This is a genomic window from Klebsiella huaxiensis (genome assembly GCF_003261575.2).
GTDB classification, from domain to species: Bacteria; Pseudomonadota; Gammaproteobacteria; order Enterobacterales; family Enterobacteriaceae; genus Klebsiella; species Klebsiella huaxiensis.
In genome coordinates this window covers 29,209-43,758 of the sequence record NZ_CP036176.1, presented here as the reverse complement: position 1 = coordinate 43,758, position 14,550 = coordinate 29,209, and the positions used below count along the sequence as shown (strand labels likewise).

Here is a 14,550-nt window from a genome sequence, read left to right as displayed (position 1 = left end):
GCAATGGCCTTCATCATTTAAATGCGATTGACAATCCATTCAATTGCACCAGAAGTACGAATCCATGGTTTTATATTGCTATTGACATAATCAATGGCCTCGTCCATTCCACCTAACGTAATATATCCACTGTTAGACTTAGGTTGCAATCTGCACTTTGATAACAAGCCGGGAATGTGTTTATTAGAATCAATCGCAGTTCTAGCGATATCATCGGCATCAGGGGATGACTGTCTGTAGGCGAGGAGGGCGCGTGTATACTGGAGATACGGGCGCACATCTTCTGAATAATCATCCAGTAGTAAGGTCAGCTCATCCACCATTTCCATTTCGAGATAATAACCAGTTAATAAATGGCGAATCCCCTGGTTGTCGTTCGGGTTGAGCTTGAGCATTTCGCGGCAATGAGCCATGGCTGGGTAGAAATTACCGGACTCCCATAAGGCATCAGCCAAAGCTGCTTTTGCTCTCATATATGGACGTGTTTCGACAAATCCCCAGAAACGTCCTGCGAACTCCTGAAAATCCTCGCCAAGAGCAATGCTGGCTGCGTACAAAGCCGTCTCCAGATTCCCAATTTTTGACTCAGGAGGTTCTTGAGATATCTCGCAGTAGAATGAGTATGCGTCAGCACAGAGCGGGGATTTCTTGATAGCTTTTCTGATGAGTTTCAGCACAACGTCCAGGTCATCAGTTTCCCAGGCATCAAACATGAACTCCTGAGCCGCAGCCAGATCCAGATGTAATTGCTCAGAACTGACAGCATTTTTATACAAATCAACGCGTTTTTTAGTCGGGAATTTAATCATCTCAAGTATCCTTTTGGGTGCTCACTGTTCCGGTACTTTGCAGCACTGATGGTCGATTCTATCGCTTTGAACTTGCCACAAACAAGCTCGGGTCTACCAGAACGGGATTGATAGCCCGGAGCTGTTCCTGGACGCGCACCTGAGCCTTACGGCTGGGCGATTTTTTGCTTCGTTCCCGTTTACCTTCGCTTTCCCGCTCATCCTGCTTTACCTGAGCCAGTCTGAGTACTGTCCCGAGACGTTTGTTATCAACAATCTGCCCCTGGTCGACACAGGCCAGCTTATCAAATGCCTGGCACTTAAGGCTCCGGTGCCCATAGTGGAAGGCGAGGGTGCCATCGGGATAATCCAGTACTTTAATTTTTTCACCGGCAAGACGGCTATTTTCTTCTGTTGGGTCCATGAGATAAAGGATCTTATCGTACTGGAAGGTCAGTGATTTCGACACGGTACGAACATCATGCCAGGCAAAGATGTCTCTTAATTCATCGGGGCTTTCCTGCACCGGACGATGTAAATCTTTGGGGAACCTGGCCGGACGTGAGAATCGGCGGTTAAAGTCTGCAATGAAAGTGGCAAGCCAGGCATTTGCTGCCTCAATGCCGGTAATACCTTCCAGACGCATTTCTTTGATCAGTCGATCCTGAAGAGTCTGATTCGCACGTTCCACGCGGCCTTTAGCTTCAGAGCTGTTGGCACAGATAAGCTCGATTGCCAGGTCATAAAGCACACGTCCGAACTGGGTAACAGTGGTATTGCGATTCTCTGGACCACTGACGCGAAATATTGCGTGTTTGTCACTGTACAGTGATACCGGCTTCCCATGCTGCTCAATGTATTCCCGGGTAGCCAGCATGTAGTCAAAGGCTGTTTCTGATTCGCTGAACCGCAAATGCATCAGACGGCCGGTGGCATCATCGATAAAGACCAGCAGGCAGCATTTTGGTGCACGGCCTTCAAACCAGTCATGGTGGGAGCCGTCGATCTGGATCAGTTCCCCCAGGCAATCACGTCGATGCCGGGGTTGATAAACCCGTGACTTGCGTCGGGCATGTGGGATCCAGATTCCGTCAGACGTCATCCAGTTGCGGACGGTCTCGATTGAAAGCCGGATATTATGGCGCTCTCTGAGCTTTTCTGCGGCCAGTGTGGGTCTAAAGTCACTGTAGTTTTCACGTATCAGCGTGAGTACACGCATTTTGAGAGATTCGGTCAGCCGACGGTTGCTGGGTTTACCGCGTTTGCGGCTGACAAGTCCTTCAGCACCTGAAACCCGGTAACGATTAATAAGCCGTTGCGCCTGACGTTCTGAAATGCCAAGCTGTGATGCTGCATCACGACGGCGCAGACGCTTTTCACAAACTGCCTGTATCACCGGTAAACGGTGGATCTCTTTATCTGACATGGTCACCAACATGCGTTGAGTCCCTTAGAATTGCATTCAGTTTAGCTTACTCTAAGGTGACATTTCTATCTGGATAAAAAGTGACATTACTAAATGGTTATAACAATACAGGTGCGCATAACAAAGATTATGTTAAATTCAATAATAAACGAAATAAAAATCAATATGTTGAGGCAGTGGCCTGCTACTTTCCCACTCCAGCAACCAGTCATGGAAGCTTTAGAAACAGAGTCCTCTCATGAGTTTGTGATGCCTTAAATCCATGGTGAGCATAGAAACCTTTGGCTTCTTCAGTAAGCGCATGAACCATTATCGCACGAACGCCAATGTTCTCAGCTACGCGATAACACCGTAGAACTGCATCGTGGAGTAAATCGGCACCAACCCCTTTTCCGTGCAATGAGACATCTACCGCCAGGCGAGCGAGTATAATCACCGGTATAGGATCTGGCATGTTACGCCGAAGACTGCCTGTAGCTTCCGTATGGTTAACGCTACCGGTGGCCAAAGAGTAAAAACCAGCTACTTTCTTCGTACCCTTCTTGCAAACAACGAACGTTCGGGCAGCGCCAAGAGCTTGATTTTTTAAACCTCTCTGTTTTAGCCATTCATCGAGGACTGTCTCTCCACTGACGAACTCAGCCAGCTGATGAGCGCTGGATAACGGCTCGGGCGCGGTTATACGTCCCACTGAGGTTTCCTTGCCAGTAGTTTATTAATGGCGGAATCATCCTCGACTGGTGCATCGAGCATATCGATGAACTCTGCATACTGTTCGTCGTTAAAATTGAAAACACGGCGATCAAGGATCACATTCTCCGCAGCCTTGCAGGCAATCTCTAGGATAAAGTCGGTTCGCGATTTATGAAGGATCTCTGCAGCGGCATCGATGAGTGCTCTCTGAGACTCTTTAGCTCTTAGGTTGAGTTGAACATCTGATTTCATACACACCTCTCCTGTATAGCAATTGGTATACAAGAATAACACAACACGAACGTATAGCAAATGCTACACATCTCAAAGTGTCGATAATGCGTTTTATGTTAAATATCAGCAACTAAGCGTCAAATTACAGCTCTTCTTCTGCAATGGCCTGCTCACTATCACTGCCAGCACGGCTTCAGTCGGGATAGATGGATTCTTTTCTGGCATTAATGCCATAAAGACAAACACGTTTTTTTTCAGGCAAATGGATACCCATCAGGCGAAGAATAAAACCGCGCCACCCCCGGTTAACCTGACGGTTATAGTCATACAGGTCTGCATTTTCTTTTTTAAGCTTTGACCATTCATGCATGAGTGTTAGGGAAGGTGCGAATAAGCAGGTCATTTCTTCCCAAGCTGACTCGCTGATTAAAATTTCGCGGATCTGGGCCGATTTTTTTCCCGCAAACACATCGAATCAGCCTATTTAGGCTATTTTTTCCACCATTTCTGGCGTTATTTCCGGTTTTTACTGAGATCTCTCCCACTGACGTATCATTTGGTCCACCCGAAACAGGTTGGCCAGGGTGAATAACATCGCCAGTTGGTTATCGTTTTTCAGCAGCCCCTTGTATCTGGCTTTCACGAAGCCGAACTGCCGCTTGATGATGCGAAACGGGTGCTCCACCCTGGCACGGATGCTGGCTTTCATGTATTCGATGTTGATGGCCGTTTTGTTCTTGCGCGGATGCTGCTTCAAGGTTTTTACCCTGCCGGGACGCTCGGCGATCAGCCAGTCCACATCCACCTCGGCCAGCTCCTCGCGCTGTGGCGCTCCTTGGTAGCCGGCATCGGCTGAGACAAATTGCTCCTCTCCATGAAGCAGATTACCCAGCTGATTGAGGTCATGCTCGTTGGCCGCGGTGGTGACCAGGCTGTGGGTCAGGCCACTCTTGGCATCGACACCAATGTGGGCCTTCATGCCAAAGTGCCACTGATTGCCTTTCTTGGTCTGATGCATCTCCGGATCGCGTTGCTGCTCATTGTTCTTGGTAGAGCTGGGTGCCTCAATGATGGTGGCATCCACCAAAGTGCCTTGGGTCATCATGACGCCTGCTTCGGCCAGCCAGCGATTGATGGTCTTGAACAATTGACGGGCCAGTTGATGCTGCTCGAGCAGGTGGCGGAAATTCATGATGGTGGTGCGATCCGGCAGGGCGCTATCCAGGGATAATCGGGCAAACAGGCGCATGGAGGCGATTTCGTACAGGGCATCTTCCATGGCACCGTCGCTCAGGTTGTACCAATGCTGCATGCAGTGAATACGCAGCATGGTCTCCAGCGGATAGGGCCGTCGGCCATTGCCCGCCTTGGGATAAAACGGCTCGATGACAGCGGTCATATTCTGCCATGGCAGAATCTGCTCCATGCGGGAGAGGAAAATCTCTTTTCGGGTCTGACGGCGCTTAGTGCTGAATTCACTATCGGCGAAGGTGAGTTGATGGCTCATGATGTCCCTCTGGGATGCGCTCCGGATGAATATGATGATCTCATATCAGGAACTTGTTCGCACCTTCCTTAGTGCATCGAGCTCGGCGATGTGCTTCACTTCATCACCGATACGTACTGTGTTAATGCCTCTTCCCGTCATGATGATCCCCTCCGGCAATATCAGTTTCAGATTAACGCTGTTGTGATGATGATTTAACTACACACTAAAGGCAATCTAACGTTTAATCATACCCCTGATAATAAAGAACATCATGGTTAATGAAAACACAATCAGAAGCCAGCCAAAGGGTTTGGCATCAAAAACAGTAGTGATGCAATCATTAGTACAGGTAACCACCTTCGGGGTGACAATAGAAATTCCCCATCCAAGAATAACTACCATAGTGCCTGCTACTGCGGCTAAGAAAAAAGTGGTGAAGAATGCGCATCCGACTACCAGTAACAATCCAATCAGTTCAAATATCATATTCATGATTGCGCTCCAGGTGAGATAACTGCGAACAGACTGATGCTGGCTGTATTATTTAACATATTTCCAGACGCCTGCAGGTATTTTATCATAAAACTTCCCCATTGCCATTTCCGCCAGCCGGTGATCCACTGCGGCATTAAAATGCTCAAGTTCGTCATCCGTCAGGGAATATTTATTTTTTTCTATTATCCTTTCCAGAGTTTCCTGTGATGTACAGCGGCGTAGTCGTAAAATCCATTCCTGTTTCGTCATTAATTTATATCCTGAGGTGTCCCGGTAATATCATTCTGGAAGATGCTTTTCTTTCAGTCGGTTATGAGTGAACCATTTTGCATATGTAATGTAAACCGCAAAAGTTAAGAGTGCGGACAGACTATATATCCAGAGAACAGGCACTACGTGATGAAAACGTATCATCTGACCGGATTCATCTGCCATACTCATTAATGCATTGCTGTATGTTTCAGTCTGAATAAACTCGTAGTAAGGTACCATCACAACATGAAGAAAAAATAAATTAAGCAGATACGTCAGAGAAAACGCGTGTTCCTGCCCGTTATAGGGCGCATACTGCGCAAAGGCGAACATCCATCCTGTGAAAAGCAGAAAACACATCGCGAAATACACCACCACCCATACCGCTGTTTTCATCACTGCCCTCAGTTATATAATTTGTCTGTAACGAAAATGGCATTCAGGCGTTCAGGTCCGTGCCGTTCTGCTTAAGATAATCACTGATGCTCAGGCCGGACAAGCGAATGTTATCCGAAATCTCCCTGAACTGCTCCTCCCAGCCGTCCTGCAGCTCCCTGATTGCCGCGATCTGGAAAGCAACACTGAAAGGCGTTCTGCCCAGTTTCTCGGAAAGCCAGAACAGATGCCTGCCAATCTCTTCGTCCGGTACCGAATCGAGCGCATCACTCAGTAAGGTTTTTTCGTCTTCCTGCCAGGGATGACCGGCTCGCGGAAAACGCGGATCAGGCTGGCGGTCTTTTTTCTCCCTTTTTTCCCGTCTGGCAACGGTCGGCGCATCGCCTTTTTTCAAGCCGACGCGCGCTTTCATGGCGCCGATAGCGGCGACGGCCAGTACCAGCGTTTCACGCTCCTGGCGCGTGAGCAGGCTGTCCTCGCAAATCAGGGTGTTCAGGTTATCGATCAGCTTATTCAGCCCGGGTTCAGTGACTTTCATTTTATGCTCATATTCCTTGTGTGGTGGCTATCAGTCCCGGCTCTCATTCACCTGGACGGTGACCGGCAGGCCTGCATCAAAACAGGTCTGATACCAGCTGGCCACCTGCAGGGGATCGCCCTCTTTTATCCGGCGTATGCCGCCGGCATCCGTCAGCTGCAGGCAGGTGGTACCGTCCAGACGGATCACGTAGGCCGCTTCCCGCAGGGAGTAATGACCGTCACCCAGCTGCAGCTCCACCGCGTCACCGGCAGCCGTCTGGCGTAACGGCAGACGCCGGACGTCTGTCAGTCGTTGTCGTGCCGTTTCAGCCTCGCGTTCTGCCTGGAAGAGCGGTTCTGCAATGCCGCGACCGGCCTCCGTCAGCTCGACGGCCAGCTGCAGGTTCGGGGCGCGCAGGGTGCGCAGCCAGCCCGCGGCTTCCATGCGCCGGCAGGAGGCGCGCAGGTTCGGCCCGTACACCGGGGCATCCCCGCCCTGCTCCAGCACCCGCTCGATATCCCGCGTCGCCACCGGCCCCGGACGTTTCGCATCGAGGGCGGCCAGCACAATCAGCACCCGCCGCTGCAGCGGCGATGGTCGGCGCGCCTGAGTCATTGCTTGTCCGCCTCCGGCCAGATGAGTTGTCTGAGGCGCAGGTGATCGGCGTCTATGAGCTCTTGTCTCTTTATGGCATTCACTGAGGCATAGCCATTTATGGCCAGTTCATACCAATAGCTCAGCACGGCACCGGCCTTGGCTGACTCGCTGATGTAAATCGCGCCCTGGCTGTCCAGATTGCATTCACGGATACGCTCTTCCGCTATCCGGGTCAGCTGCTCATAGCTGAGTGAAAAATTCACTTCTTTCTCATCCATCCTGCTCGCTCCGTCTGAACATGTCCGGTTAGGTTAAAAATCATATCATGTATGATTTCTTACTAATAATTCAAATATCATATCAGATATTATTGTGTGTTTAATGCTAAATATCACATTCAGTATGATTTTATGTGTTTGGTTTGATTATCATATCCTTTGCGCGTTTCCCGCCGCGCAGATCCGGTTTCTGGCTAAGTAGGAAGCAAGGATTATCACATGCCTGTATTAGGCTCCAGAGCGTGAAAAGGCGCACAATGTGGCCTTCTTAGTACAGGAGAACATGGCAATGACAGACCAGAACAATGAAGCTCGCGATATGTGGGCCGAAGCGTTGAGTTTAATGTTTAAAGGCGATCACCAGGAAGAATTGTTCCGGATTTCAGATGATGAGATTGATGCCCTGGAGGGGTTGTCTCCGGACAGATGGCCAACGGCAGGACAGACAGACATTAACTGGGATCTGTCTGTTCCGGGGCGCAGACATTCGATTTACCTTCCTGGTCCACGGGTATTGCAGCCTGCTGACTGTGAACAAATTGATCTCAGTTCTCTGGTGCTGGGGAAAGCCTCTTTTGCTGATTTTGACCCGCTTATTAATTCCTTCTTTCGACTGACAGATTCCAGCCTCTGGGTGGAAATTACCAACCCGAAACTCGGAAAGGCCATACTGCATATCGCAAAAGGATGGCCTGTTTCACCGGTCCTGTTATCTGTGCACGAAGATGGTGGATTTCATTTCGGGGACGGGACCCATCGTTATGAGGTACTGAAGCGGTCTGGAACACCTCATTTTTATTTTCTGGCTATGCCGGATGATGTATCTGCCATTAATAAGCAACTTACGTTTCAGTGGATGAGCGACTAACGCTTTGCGTCAGCATGGCATGTCTGGCTATGCGGAAAGCAAGTGGGACGTGCCTCATGTCCTGCTGAAAATGGCAACGGAAGCCGTTCAGCTTTCAGTGTTTTGTGAAGAATCCCCTGCCACAAGGGAGGGGAAAGGTCAGAGGGTACGGATAAAATCGGGACCAATAATGGCAATGATCCGGGTACGGCTGGTCAGGCGGATGATTTTTTGCTGTCCGAGCCCCCGCAATAATTTTCTGATCTCTTTACTGCGCCGCACGTTCAGGTCGTGCATCAGCTGTGCCCGTCCGGTGAAACTCAGCAAACCATCGTGCGTGGCCAGTGCCTCGAAACGCAGATGATGACCTTCTGCCAGAAACGCAGCATGCCTTGCAGGACTGAGCCAGCTGAGAGCCTCCAGCATATCTTTCCATGCCCGACGCAACAGCTGCAGGGACGCCTGAAGACCATATACCGGGCGGTTGTAATCCGGCGCACCGGTAACCGGATCTTCCTCCTGGAATTTCCAGACTGCTTCATGGTGCGCCAGGCGGTTACGCAAGTCACGGATACGGGTAAATTTCTTTTCCAGCACGTGACGGGGGGTGCCGGCCGGGGCGCCGGGGAACACCGACGGAAGCAACTGGGGCCACAGGAGCGAGCGGTTCCGCGGTTCATCGTAGTTTTTCGTGAGAAAATTGGTCCAGAAACCAAAGTCCAGACCGGAGATCACCCGCTCTGCCGTCGGCGCCTTGCCCGCAGCACGGATACGTTTTGACACCTTACGGATACAGTCTTCTTCCCAGGCTGTCCGGTCATACACCGGTTTCCCGTGATGCATGAGCTTCTGGCCACGGGCATCGGTTTTGTAGCGCTTGTTCTGGCGTATCCAGGTCTTGTCACCGATATAGCGGGGTAAATCAAAGATCCAGTTGGTATCGGTTCGCCAGTGTCCGGCAGCGCCGGGCAGCCGGGCATGGCGAATACTGTAATCGATGGCGTTACGCAGCGTCACCTCAAGGCAGTGCATCAGCGGCTGCATGGCGGCGGAAACGGCTTTGTTCCAGTTATACCCGCCCAGTTCTTCACCAGGTTTCAGCTTCAGCACGTCAGTGTAAATGTTCAGCCGCCCGGCCGAGATATAGTCTTCCAGCTGCATACAGCCCTCCCGGGCTAAACTGAGGGTCAGGTTGACGGGCGTACCAGTAACTGGTAGATTTATCCCATCAAGGCGCGGATTTCTTCGGACCCGTGCGTTAAAGTTAGTACCGGAAAAGCCATCCCTCGGGGTGGCTTTTCTCGTTTATATCTGTCTCAGATAAGCGACCATTCAAAAGCGTCCATGCGCATTGCCTTTCGCAGTTCATTAATCATTTCCTGAAAAACAGTTTCCGGGAACATATTAAAAAGTGACCGGTGAAGCGCCTGTACCGTCTCTTCATCCCGGGACGCCCCGTTGACCAGCAGTGCGGCATACAGGGAGTTCCCCCTTGCCAGGCTGTCAATCCCTCTCAGCTGTCCGGCGCGGATCTGAAGGTATGGCATCCCCGCGAGCATAATGCGCTGCAAATCATCGTTGTTTTTTATCCCGAGAATACGGCAGAACTCCCGGTGGCCGGCCTGAGTCATCTCCAGATCATAAACATGCTCGCTCAGTACTGTTCCGGCCATCCTCGCCATTTCCTGGTCCATCAGGGCAACCAGTTCACTGGTGCGGATGAAATTGCCGATCAGATCGCCAAATGTTGCCGTCAGAAACTCCTGCACAAAATCACTCTTTGATTTGCCGGCGGCTTTAGCCTGCCGCGTGATAGCTTCATCCACATCAGCTGGCACATTACGCACCGTAATGGTGTTAAACAACTCAGAGAGGTCTTTTGATTTGGCATCTTTCATTACGGGCACCCTGTTAACGACTACTGACTGCATTCTGATATCAGCATCTCACACGCGTAAATGTGATGCAATATTTTATATCTGCATTTTTCAGGATGAATTTGATGCATATGATAAGTTATGATTCCAGCGTCACTCTCTTCATTTTGCACAGATCCGAAAAAAGGCAAAGTCGGATCTCCAGACTGCAGCAGGGCTGTTTTGAAAAAATGCCGGAGATGGAAGCAGCGTAGTAAGCTGATTTAATGATGTAAGAATAAATCTTACATTAAGATATGGAGGGGTTATGGCTCGTACGATGACGGTGGACGTGGGTGATGAGCTGCATGAAAAGCAGGCTGAATCCAGACTTCAGGAACTGCGCGATCTGCTGGCCGAAGGGATCAGCAGCGGCGAGGCGAAACCATGGAACAAGAATGCATTCCTGAGGAATGTCAGGGCCAGGGTGGCAAATGAAAGAGATTGAGCTGACACCCAAAGCAGAAGAGGATCTGGAGGCCATCTGGGACTTCAGCTTCAGACAGATCGGGGTTGTTCAGGCGGATGCATAGATCGGTCGTATAGCTGCAGTATTTGATGTGCTGGCCATGCATGATATCGGCACGCATTGTGCAGAGCTGGGAGACGATATCTGCACACTGCCGGTAGAACCGGCATACGATCTATTTTGTATCATCACATTCTATGGTTACGGTCATTCGTATTCTCAGCCAGTCTCAGGATACGGCGCGACATGCACCCTGGAGATGACCGGGGAACAGGATTCTCAAACAATATAAGTTAATTGTGAGGTCGATATGACCAAAAAAACATTGTGTATGGACTCTTTCATTATTATTCATTTCGCTTATAAAAAAAACGCTCCCGGACGGGAGCGTAAGCCAGTGACTTCGGCGTCAAATGAGGGTCTGACAAGTGGAGCTGCGGGTTAATTCTGGGTGATCTGGCTGCGATGCTTTTCCGCCTGTTGCTGATGAATAACGGAAGACTGGCCATTATTCGCCTTCTCATGCACAACAGCGGCTTTCTCATGCTCGCTCATTTCGGAAAATGGCTTAGCAGTTTCTTGGGTGTTCTCAGGTTTGGCTTTCATCATTTTTTTATGCATTTCAGCCATGTCCTGATGGGCGGCAGAATTGCCGTTTTGCATCATTTCATGGGACATTGCGGCCTGATCGTGACCGCTCATATCCATCATTTTCATGCTCTCCCCCTGAACTGCACTTTTTTCAGCGGATGATTGCATCTGATGGGCAGGCGCCTGGGCATTATTTACCTGGTCATGCATGTTCATTGTCTCTGCAGCCCAGGCAGATGAAGCGACAGCCATCATGGCAATAAAGGATACAAGGATCTTTTTCATGGTTGGGTCTCCGGTGTTTTCATACCCGAACAATCAATGCTTATAACAGAGAAAGCATTTGATCTCAGGGCTGGTTGATCATCACGCCAGGAACCGGGCGATTGAATTATCACGCTGTCCTGATTTATGGCTGATTATAAAAAACCGCCTCTGTTTATCGCGTGACTGAACGATGACATTTTTGTCACCTTCCGGGTTTCTCCTGAATAACGGTATTAATCCATTAACAGACGCACACTGAACACAATTTCCCGCCCCTGCTGTTCTGCTGACAGCTCGCCGCCGTGAGCATGAATGATCGACCTTGTAATTGATAATCCCAGCCCCGCGCCTTCCGTGTTGTAGAACCTTGATGAGTCTGCGCGATAGAACCGGTCAAACAAACGTTCCAGATTAGCGGGAACCTGGCCGGACATCGTATTCGTAATCATCACGTTCACACAGTCACTGTCACGCTCAAGGTGTATCGCTGTACAGGTGTTATCGGGAGAATACTTGATTGCATTGGAAAGCAGGTTACTGAAAGCACGGCGCAGCATATCGCTGTCTCCGGTAACAACGCCCTCTCCTTCAACCGTGATTGTCTTTCCTGTTTCGTCTGCCAGGGGCTCGAACAACTCACGTAATTCATTCAGTTCGGCTGCCAGATCCACATCATGTTTATCCAGCCGCAGCAGACCATGCTCTGAACGTGCCAGAAAAAGCATGTCACTGGTCATTCGTGACAACCTTTTCAGTTCTTCCAGGTTAGCGAATAAAATTTCGCGGTAATGCGAAACATCCCTTTCCTTAGCCAGTGCAAACTGCGTCTGCATCATCAGATTACTGACTGGTGTGCGCAGCTCATGCGCGATGTCAGACGAGAAATCTGACAGTTTCCGGAATGCCCCCTCCAGGCGATCAAACATATTATTGAACTCCTGCATGGTCTCAGAGATTTCCGGCGGAGCCAGATCGGGATTTAGACGCTGATCCAGGCTGTGTACAGTCATGGAGGAAGCCAGACTGGTCATTTCCCGTAACGGTTTCAGACCAATACGTGTGGTCAGCCAGCCCAGAAAAACAGAAATAAAGACCAGACCGATATTGAACCAGAACAGCCAGGTACTGAGTTTGTCCATAAACAGGGTGTGATACCCAGTATCCGTGGCAACCGTAATGATGACATGTTTGCTTTTACCCTGTTCCGGCGTCACGGCAACCCGCCGCGAGATACTGCGGTACACGGTGTTATTTTCTTCCGTCTGGATCATATAGTCGAGAATATCACCCGACTTATTAAGCAGGACCGCTGGAACAACAGAATTTTTGGCATAGAGTTCAACAATTTTTTCATTTTCCATGTTTTTTATAGAAATGAATAAACCATTGTGCCCTACCATCGCATCGTTTATTTTTTCTGATAATGACTTAATATCCGTTTTGTTCCGGAACGTCTCTGTTTTAAGAAACTCTTCGGTGAGCTGAAGTTTACCTGTCAGAAAATCGCGGTCCTGATTATCGAAATAGCCATTCAGGGTGCTAATCAGGATAAAACTTGATAACCACCATACCGTAAGCATCACCGCAGAAAAAATCAGGCTCAGGCGTGTGGTCAGGGAAATTTTGAACCTCACTCTTCTCTGATCTCCAGGACATATCCGGCACCGCGAACGGTATGGATCAGTTTTGGCTCAAAGTCATCATCAATTTTACTTCTCAGACGTCTCACGGCGACATCAATCACATTCGTATCACTGTCAAAATTCATGTTCCAGACCAGGGACGAGATAAGACTCCTGGGTAACACTTCTCCGGTGCGTTGCAGCAGCAACTCAAGCAGAACGTATTCTTTACCGGTGAGATGGATCTTCTTCCCCGAACGGATCACGGTCCGGCGCACCATATCAACGGTCATATCGGCGATGGTGCAGACTGTTGCGGCCTGCGAGCGTGCCCGGCGCAGTAGGGTTCTTACACGTGCAACCAGCTCCGTAAAATCAAAGGGCTTAATCAGGTAGTCATCTGCGCCAAGCTCCAGTCCTTTCACTTTGTCCCGCACGTTGTCCTTTGCGGTTAAAAACAGGACCGGTTCTTCGTGCCCGGACTCCCTCAGTGCGCTGATGATTTGCCACCCGTCGAGGAAAGGCAGCATCACGTCCAGTATTATCAAATCATACTGTCCCTTCGACGCGGCCCCGAGACCATCGCGGCCATTATTAAAGAGATCGGCCTGATAGCCTTCCTCAACCAGTCCCTGCTGCAGGTAACGACCTGTTTTTTGTTCGTCTTCAACGATTAAAATACGCTGCATGGTCAACTCGCTGATATGAAAGTAAAAATCTCACGCATGAGCTTTGGCTGTCCCCTAGCTGATCTGAGACGGAGCAAGCATTCCAAGCCACGCTACGGCGCCCAGAATGATAATCGCAACAACGAATTCTGTCAGGATGCTGTTTCGCATCAGGGCAACGCTGCGATCATAATTCCCTTCCCTGACCATAACTTCAAGCCGGGGACCCAGGTGAAACCGGTTTGCTGCAGCCAGAAGAAGCATCAGAACAAACAGAGCCGTCTTGGCAAGCAATATCCTCCCCCAGGAACTGTTGAATAAGGGAGTTAAGTTACCCTCAGCAATATACAGATAGTTGACCAGCGCACTCAGGATCAGGGCTACAACAATCACCGTTCCTGCCGTGGCAAATTTTGCCAGGGAGTCAGATATCACAATGACGCTCTGTGCATTATGCTCGTTTCTGCGCATCAGCAGGATAGCAAATGCAACCAGAGCACCTGTCCAGGCACCTGCAGCGCCGAGATGGGTCAGATCGCTCAGTAAATGGAGATAGTAATGCAGACCGTCATGCATAACGGCGTGTCCTCCCCAGGCAAGTGTAGCCAGCGCCACGCCCCCACTCATCGTCATCAGCAGGCAGGACAATACTCTCTTATTAGTGTAAAGGAACAAAGCACCGAGTGTGGTAAACAGGGCACAGAGCCTGACAATCCAGCTAATACCCACATCAGTTTCTTCTATCACCATCTCGATAACATGGATGGATAATTCTCTGAGGTCAGTTACTCCACTCATGGCATTAGATACCAGGAGCATATTAATGCCAGTAAGAATGATGCCTGTAACAACAGCAAAGGTTATAAACGACCTGAAATTAGTCAGGTTATAGGTTTCATGTCTGACACCACTTATTCCATATATCTGAAAAAATGGCAATCCAAATATTACCATCAAATCCAGATAAAGAAGAAAACGAATAACAATCATAATCAGGTCGTT

Annotated in this window: 22 protein-coding genes and 1 pseudogene; 4 read left to right on the top strand and 19 right to left on the bottom strand. The window is 49.6% G+C overall.

Going from position 1 to position 14,550, the window contains the following annotated elements; all coding sequences use genetic code 11:
* Positions 1 to 17 precede the first annotated feature (17 nt).
* From DA718_RS29805 to DA718_RS29750, 13 genes are all read right to left on the bottom strand, one after another.
* A complete protein-coding gene (locus DA718_RS29805) occupies positions 18 to 809 on the bottom strand; it encodes a tetratricopeptide repeat protein (RefSeq protein WP_112217421.1) in 792 nt (263 codons plus the stop codon).
* A gap of 58 nt (positions 810 to 867) precedes the next feature.
* Positions 868 to 2,214 (bottom strand): ISNCY family transposase, encoded by a 1,347-nt coding sequence (locus DA718_RS29800; protein ID WP_077255298.1) that lies wholly within the window; start codon positions 2,212 to 2,214, stop codon positions 868 to 870.
* Between the two features lie 208 nt (positions 2,215 to 2,422).
* A complete protein-coding gene (locus DA718_RS29795) occupies positions 2,423 to 2,905 on the bottom strand; it encodes a GNAT family N-acetyltransferase (RefSeq protein WP_004098919.1) in 483 nt (160 codons plus the stop codon).
* Positions 2,893 to 3,159 (bottom strand): type II toxin-antitoxin system TacA family antitoxin, encoded by a 267-nt coding sequence (locus DA718_RS29790; protein ID WP_004098921.1) that lies wholly within the window; start codon positions 3,157 to 3,159, stop codon positions 2,893 to 2,895. Before DA718_RS29790 ends, DA718_RS29795 begins: the two co-directional genes overlap by 13 nt.
* A gap of 175 nt (positions 3,160 to 3,334) precedes the next feature.
* Positions 3,335 to 3,544 (bottom strand): hypothetical protein, encoded by a 210-nt coding sequence (locus DA718_RS29785; protein WP_104897472.1) that lies wholly within the window; start codon positions 3,542 to 3,544, stop codon positions 3,335 to 3,337.
* On the bottom strand, positions 3,504 to 3,686 hold the full coding sequence (locus DA718_RS31000) for a hypothetical protein (protein WP_108468061.1): 183 nt from the start codon (positions 3,684 to 3,686) through the stop codon (positions 3,504 to 3,506). The genes DA718_RS29785 and DA718_RS31000 overlap by 41 nt, the downstream gene beginning before the upstream one ends.
* A complete protein-coding gene (locus DA718_RS29780) occupies positions 3,668 to 4,648 on the bottom strand; it encodes an IS5-like element ISKpn26 family transposase (RefSeq protein ID WP_016947617.1) in 981 nt (326 codons plus the stop codon). The genes DA718_RS31000 and DA718_RS29780 overlap by 19 nt, the downstream gene beginning before the upstream one ends.
* 216 nt (positions 4,649 to 4,864) lie before the next feature.
* Positions 4,865 to 5,122 carry a hypothetical protein gene (locus DA718_RS29775; protein ID WP_004098928.1) on the bottom strand — a complete coding sequence of 86 codons (258 nt, stop codon included), beginning with the start codon at positions 5,120 to 5,122 and terminating at the stop codon, positions 4,865 to 4,867.
* A gap of 48 nt (positions 5,123 to 5,170) precedes the next feature.
* A complete protein-coding gene (locus DA718_RS29770) occupies positions 5,171 to 5,374 on the bottom strand; it encodes an HHA domain-containing protein (protein ID WP_004098931.1) in 204 nt (67 codons plus the stop codon).
* 30 nt (positions 5,375 to 5,404) lie between these two features.
* On the bottom strand, positions 5,405 to 5,773 hold the full coding sequence (locus DA718_RS29765) for a hypothetical protein (protein WP_042946273.1): 369 nt from the start codon (positions 5,771 to 5,773) through the stop codon (positions 5,405 to 5,407).
* Positions 5,774 to 5,816: 43 nt separating this feature from the next.
* Complete coding sequence (locus tag DA718_RS29760; RefSeq protein ID WP_013023776.1) at positions 5,817 to 6,311, bottom strand: hypothetical protein; 495 nt, start codon at positions 6,309 to 6,311, stop codon at positions 5,817 to 5,819.
* Positions 6,312 to 6,341: 30 nt separating this feature from the next.
* Entirely contained in the window at positions 6,342 to 6,908 is a 567-nt protein-coding gene (locus DA718_RS29755) for a hypothetical protein (protein WP_009654312.1), read from the bottom strand.
* Complete coding sequence (locus DA718_RS29750) at positions 6,905 to 7,168, bottom strand: hypothetical protein (RefSeq protein ID WP_009310051.1); 264 nt, start codon at positions 7,166 to 7,168, stop codon at positions 6,905 to 6,907. Before DA718_RS29750 ends, DA718_RS29755 begins: the two co-directional genes overlap by 4 nt.
* A gap of 283 nt (positions 7,169 to 7,451) precedes the next feature.
* Between DA718_RS29750 and DA718_RS29745 the strand changes: the two genes are divergently transcribed.
* Positions 7,452 to 8,036, top strand: coding sequence for a hypothetical protein (locus DA718_RS29745; RefSeq protein ID WP_223862240.1), 585 nt, complete (start codon positions 7,452 to 7,454; stop codon positions 8,034 to 8,036).
* Positions 8,037 to 8,174: 138 nt separating this feature from the next.
* On the opposite strand, the gene DA718_RS29740 is transcribed toward DA718_RS29745, so the two are convergent.
* Both DA718_RS29740 and DA718_RS29735 read right to left on the bottom strand, forming a co-directional pair.
* Positions 8,175 to 9,176 (bottom strand): Abi family protein, encoded by a 1,002-nt coding sequence (locus DA718_RS29740; protein ID WP_009654304.1) that lies wholly within the window; start codon positions 9,174 to 9,176, stop codon positions 8,175 to 8,177.
* Positions 9,177 to 9,331: 155 nt separating this feature from the next.
* Entirely contained in the window at positions 9,332 to 9,913 is a 582-nt protein-coding gene (locus DA718_RS29735) for a hypothetical protein (RefSeq protein ID WP_009654315.1), read from the bottom strand.
* A 286-nt stretch (positions 9,914 to 10,199) separates the two neighbouring features.
* On the opposite strand from DA718_RS29735, the gene DA718_RS29730 reads away from it, so the two are divergent.
* The 3 genes and pseudogenes from DA718_RS29730 (at position 10,200) to DA718_RS30800 (ending at position 10,663) form a co-directional block, all read left to right on the top strand.
* Positions 10,200 to 10,379 (top strand): type II toxin-antitoxin system ParD family antitoxin, encoded by a 180-nt coding sequence (locus DA718_RS29730; protein WP_004118349.1) that lies wholly within the window; start codon positions 10,200 to 10,202, stop codon positions 10,377 to 10,379.
* Complete coding sequence (locus tag DA718_RS30995) at positions 10,345 to 10,464, top strand: type II toxin-antitoxin system RelE/ParE family toxin (protein WP_009654306.1); 120 nt, start codon at positions 10,345 to 10,347, stop codon at positions 10,462 to 10,464. The genes DA718_RS29730 and DA718_RS30995 overlap by 35 nt, the downstream gene beginning before the upstream one ends.
* Positions 10,465 to 10,500: 36 nt before the next feature.
* Positions 10,501 to 10,663: pseudogene (locus DA718_RS30800) on the top strand (type II toxin-antitoxin system RelE/ParE family toxin).
* A 178-nt stretch (positions 10,664 to 10,841) separates the two neighbouring features.
* Here DA718_RS30800 and DA718_RS29715 read toward each other — a convergent pair.
* From DA718_RS29715 to pcoD, 4 genes are all read right to left on the bottom strand, one after another.
* A complete protein-coding gene (locus tag DA718_RS29715; RefSeq protein WP_004118347.1) occupies positions 10,842 to 11,276 on the bottom strand; it encodes a hypothetical protein in 435 nt (144 codons plus the stop codon).
* A 215-nt stretch (positions 11,277 to 11,491) separates the two neighbouring features.
* Positions 11,492 to 12,892, bottom strand: a complete 1,401-nt coding sequence (gene pcoS, locus DA718_RS29710) for a copper resistance membrane spanning protein PcoS (RefSeq protein WP_009654301.1) — start codon at positions 12,890 to 12,892, stop codon at positions 11,492 to 11,494.
* Positions 12,889 to 13,569 carry a copper response regulator transcription factor PcoR gene (gene pcoR / locus DA718_RS29705; protein WP_001188930.1) on the bottom strand — a complete coding sequence of 227 codons (681 nt, stop codon included), beginning with the start codon at positions 13,567 to 13,569 and terminating at the stop codon, positions 12,889 to 12,891. The genes pcoS and pcoR overlap by 4 nt, the downstream gene beginning before the upstream one ends.
* A 54-nt stretch (positions 13,570 to 13,623) precedes the next feature.
* Positions 13,624 to 14,502, bottom strand: coding sequence for a copper resistance inner membrane protein PcoD (gene pcoD / locus DA718_RS29700; RefSeq protein ID WP_080821469.1), 879 nt, complete (start codon positions 14,500 to 14,502; stop codon positions 13,624 to 13,626).
* Positions 14,503 to 14,550: the final 48 nt, after the last annotated feature.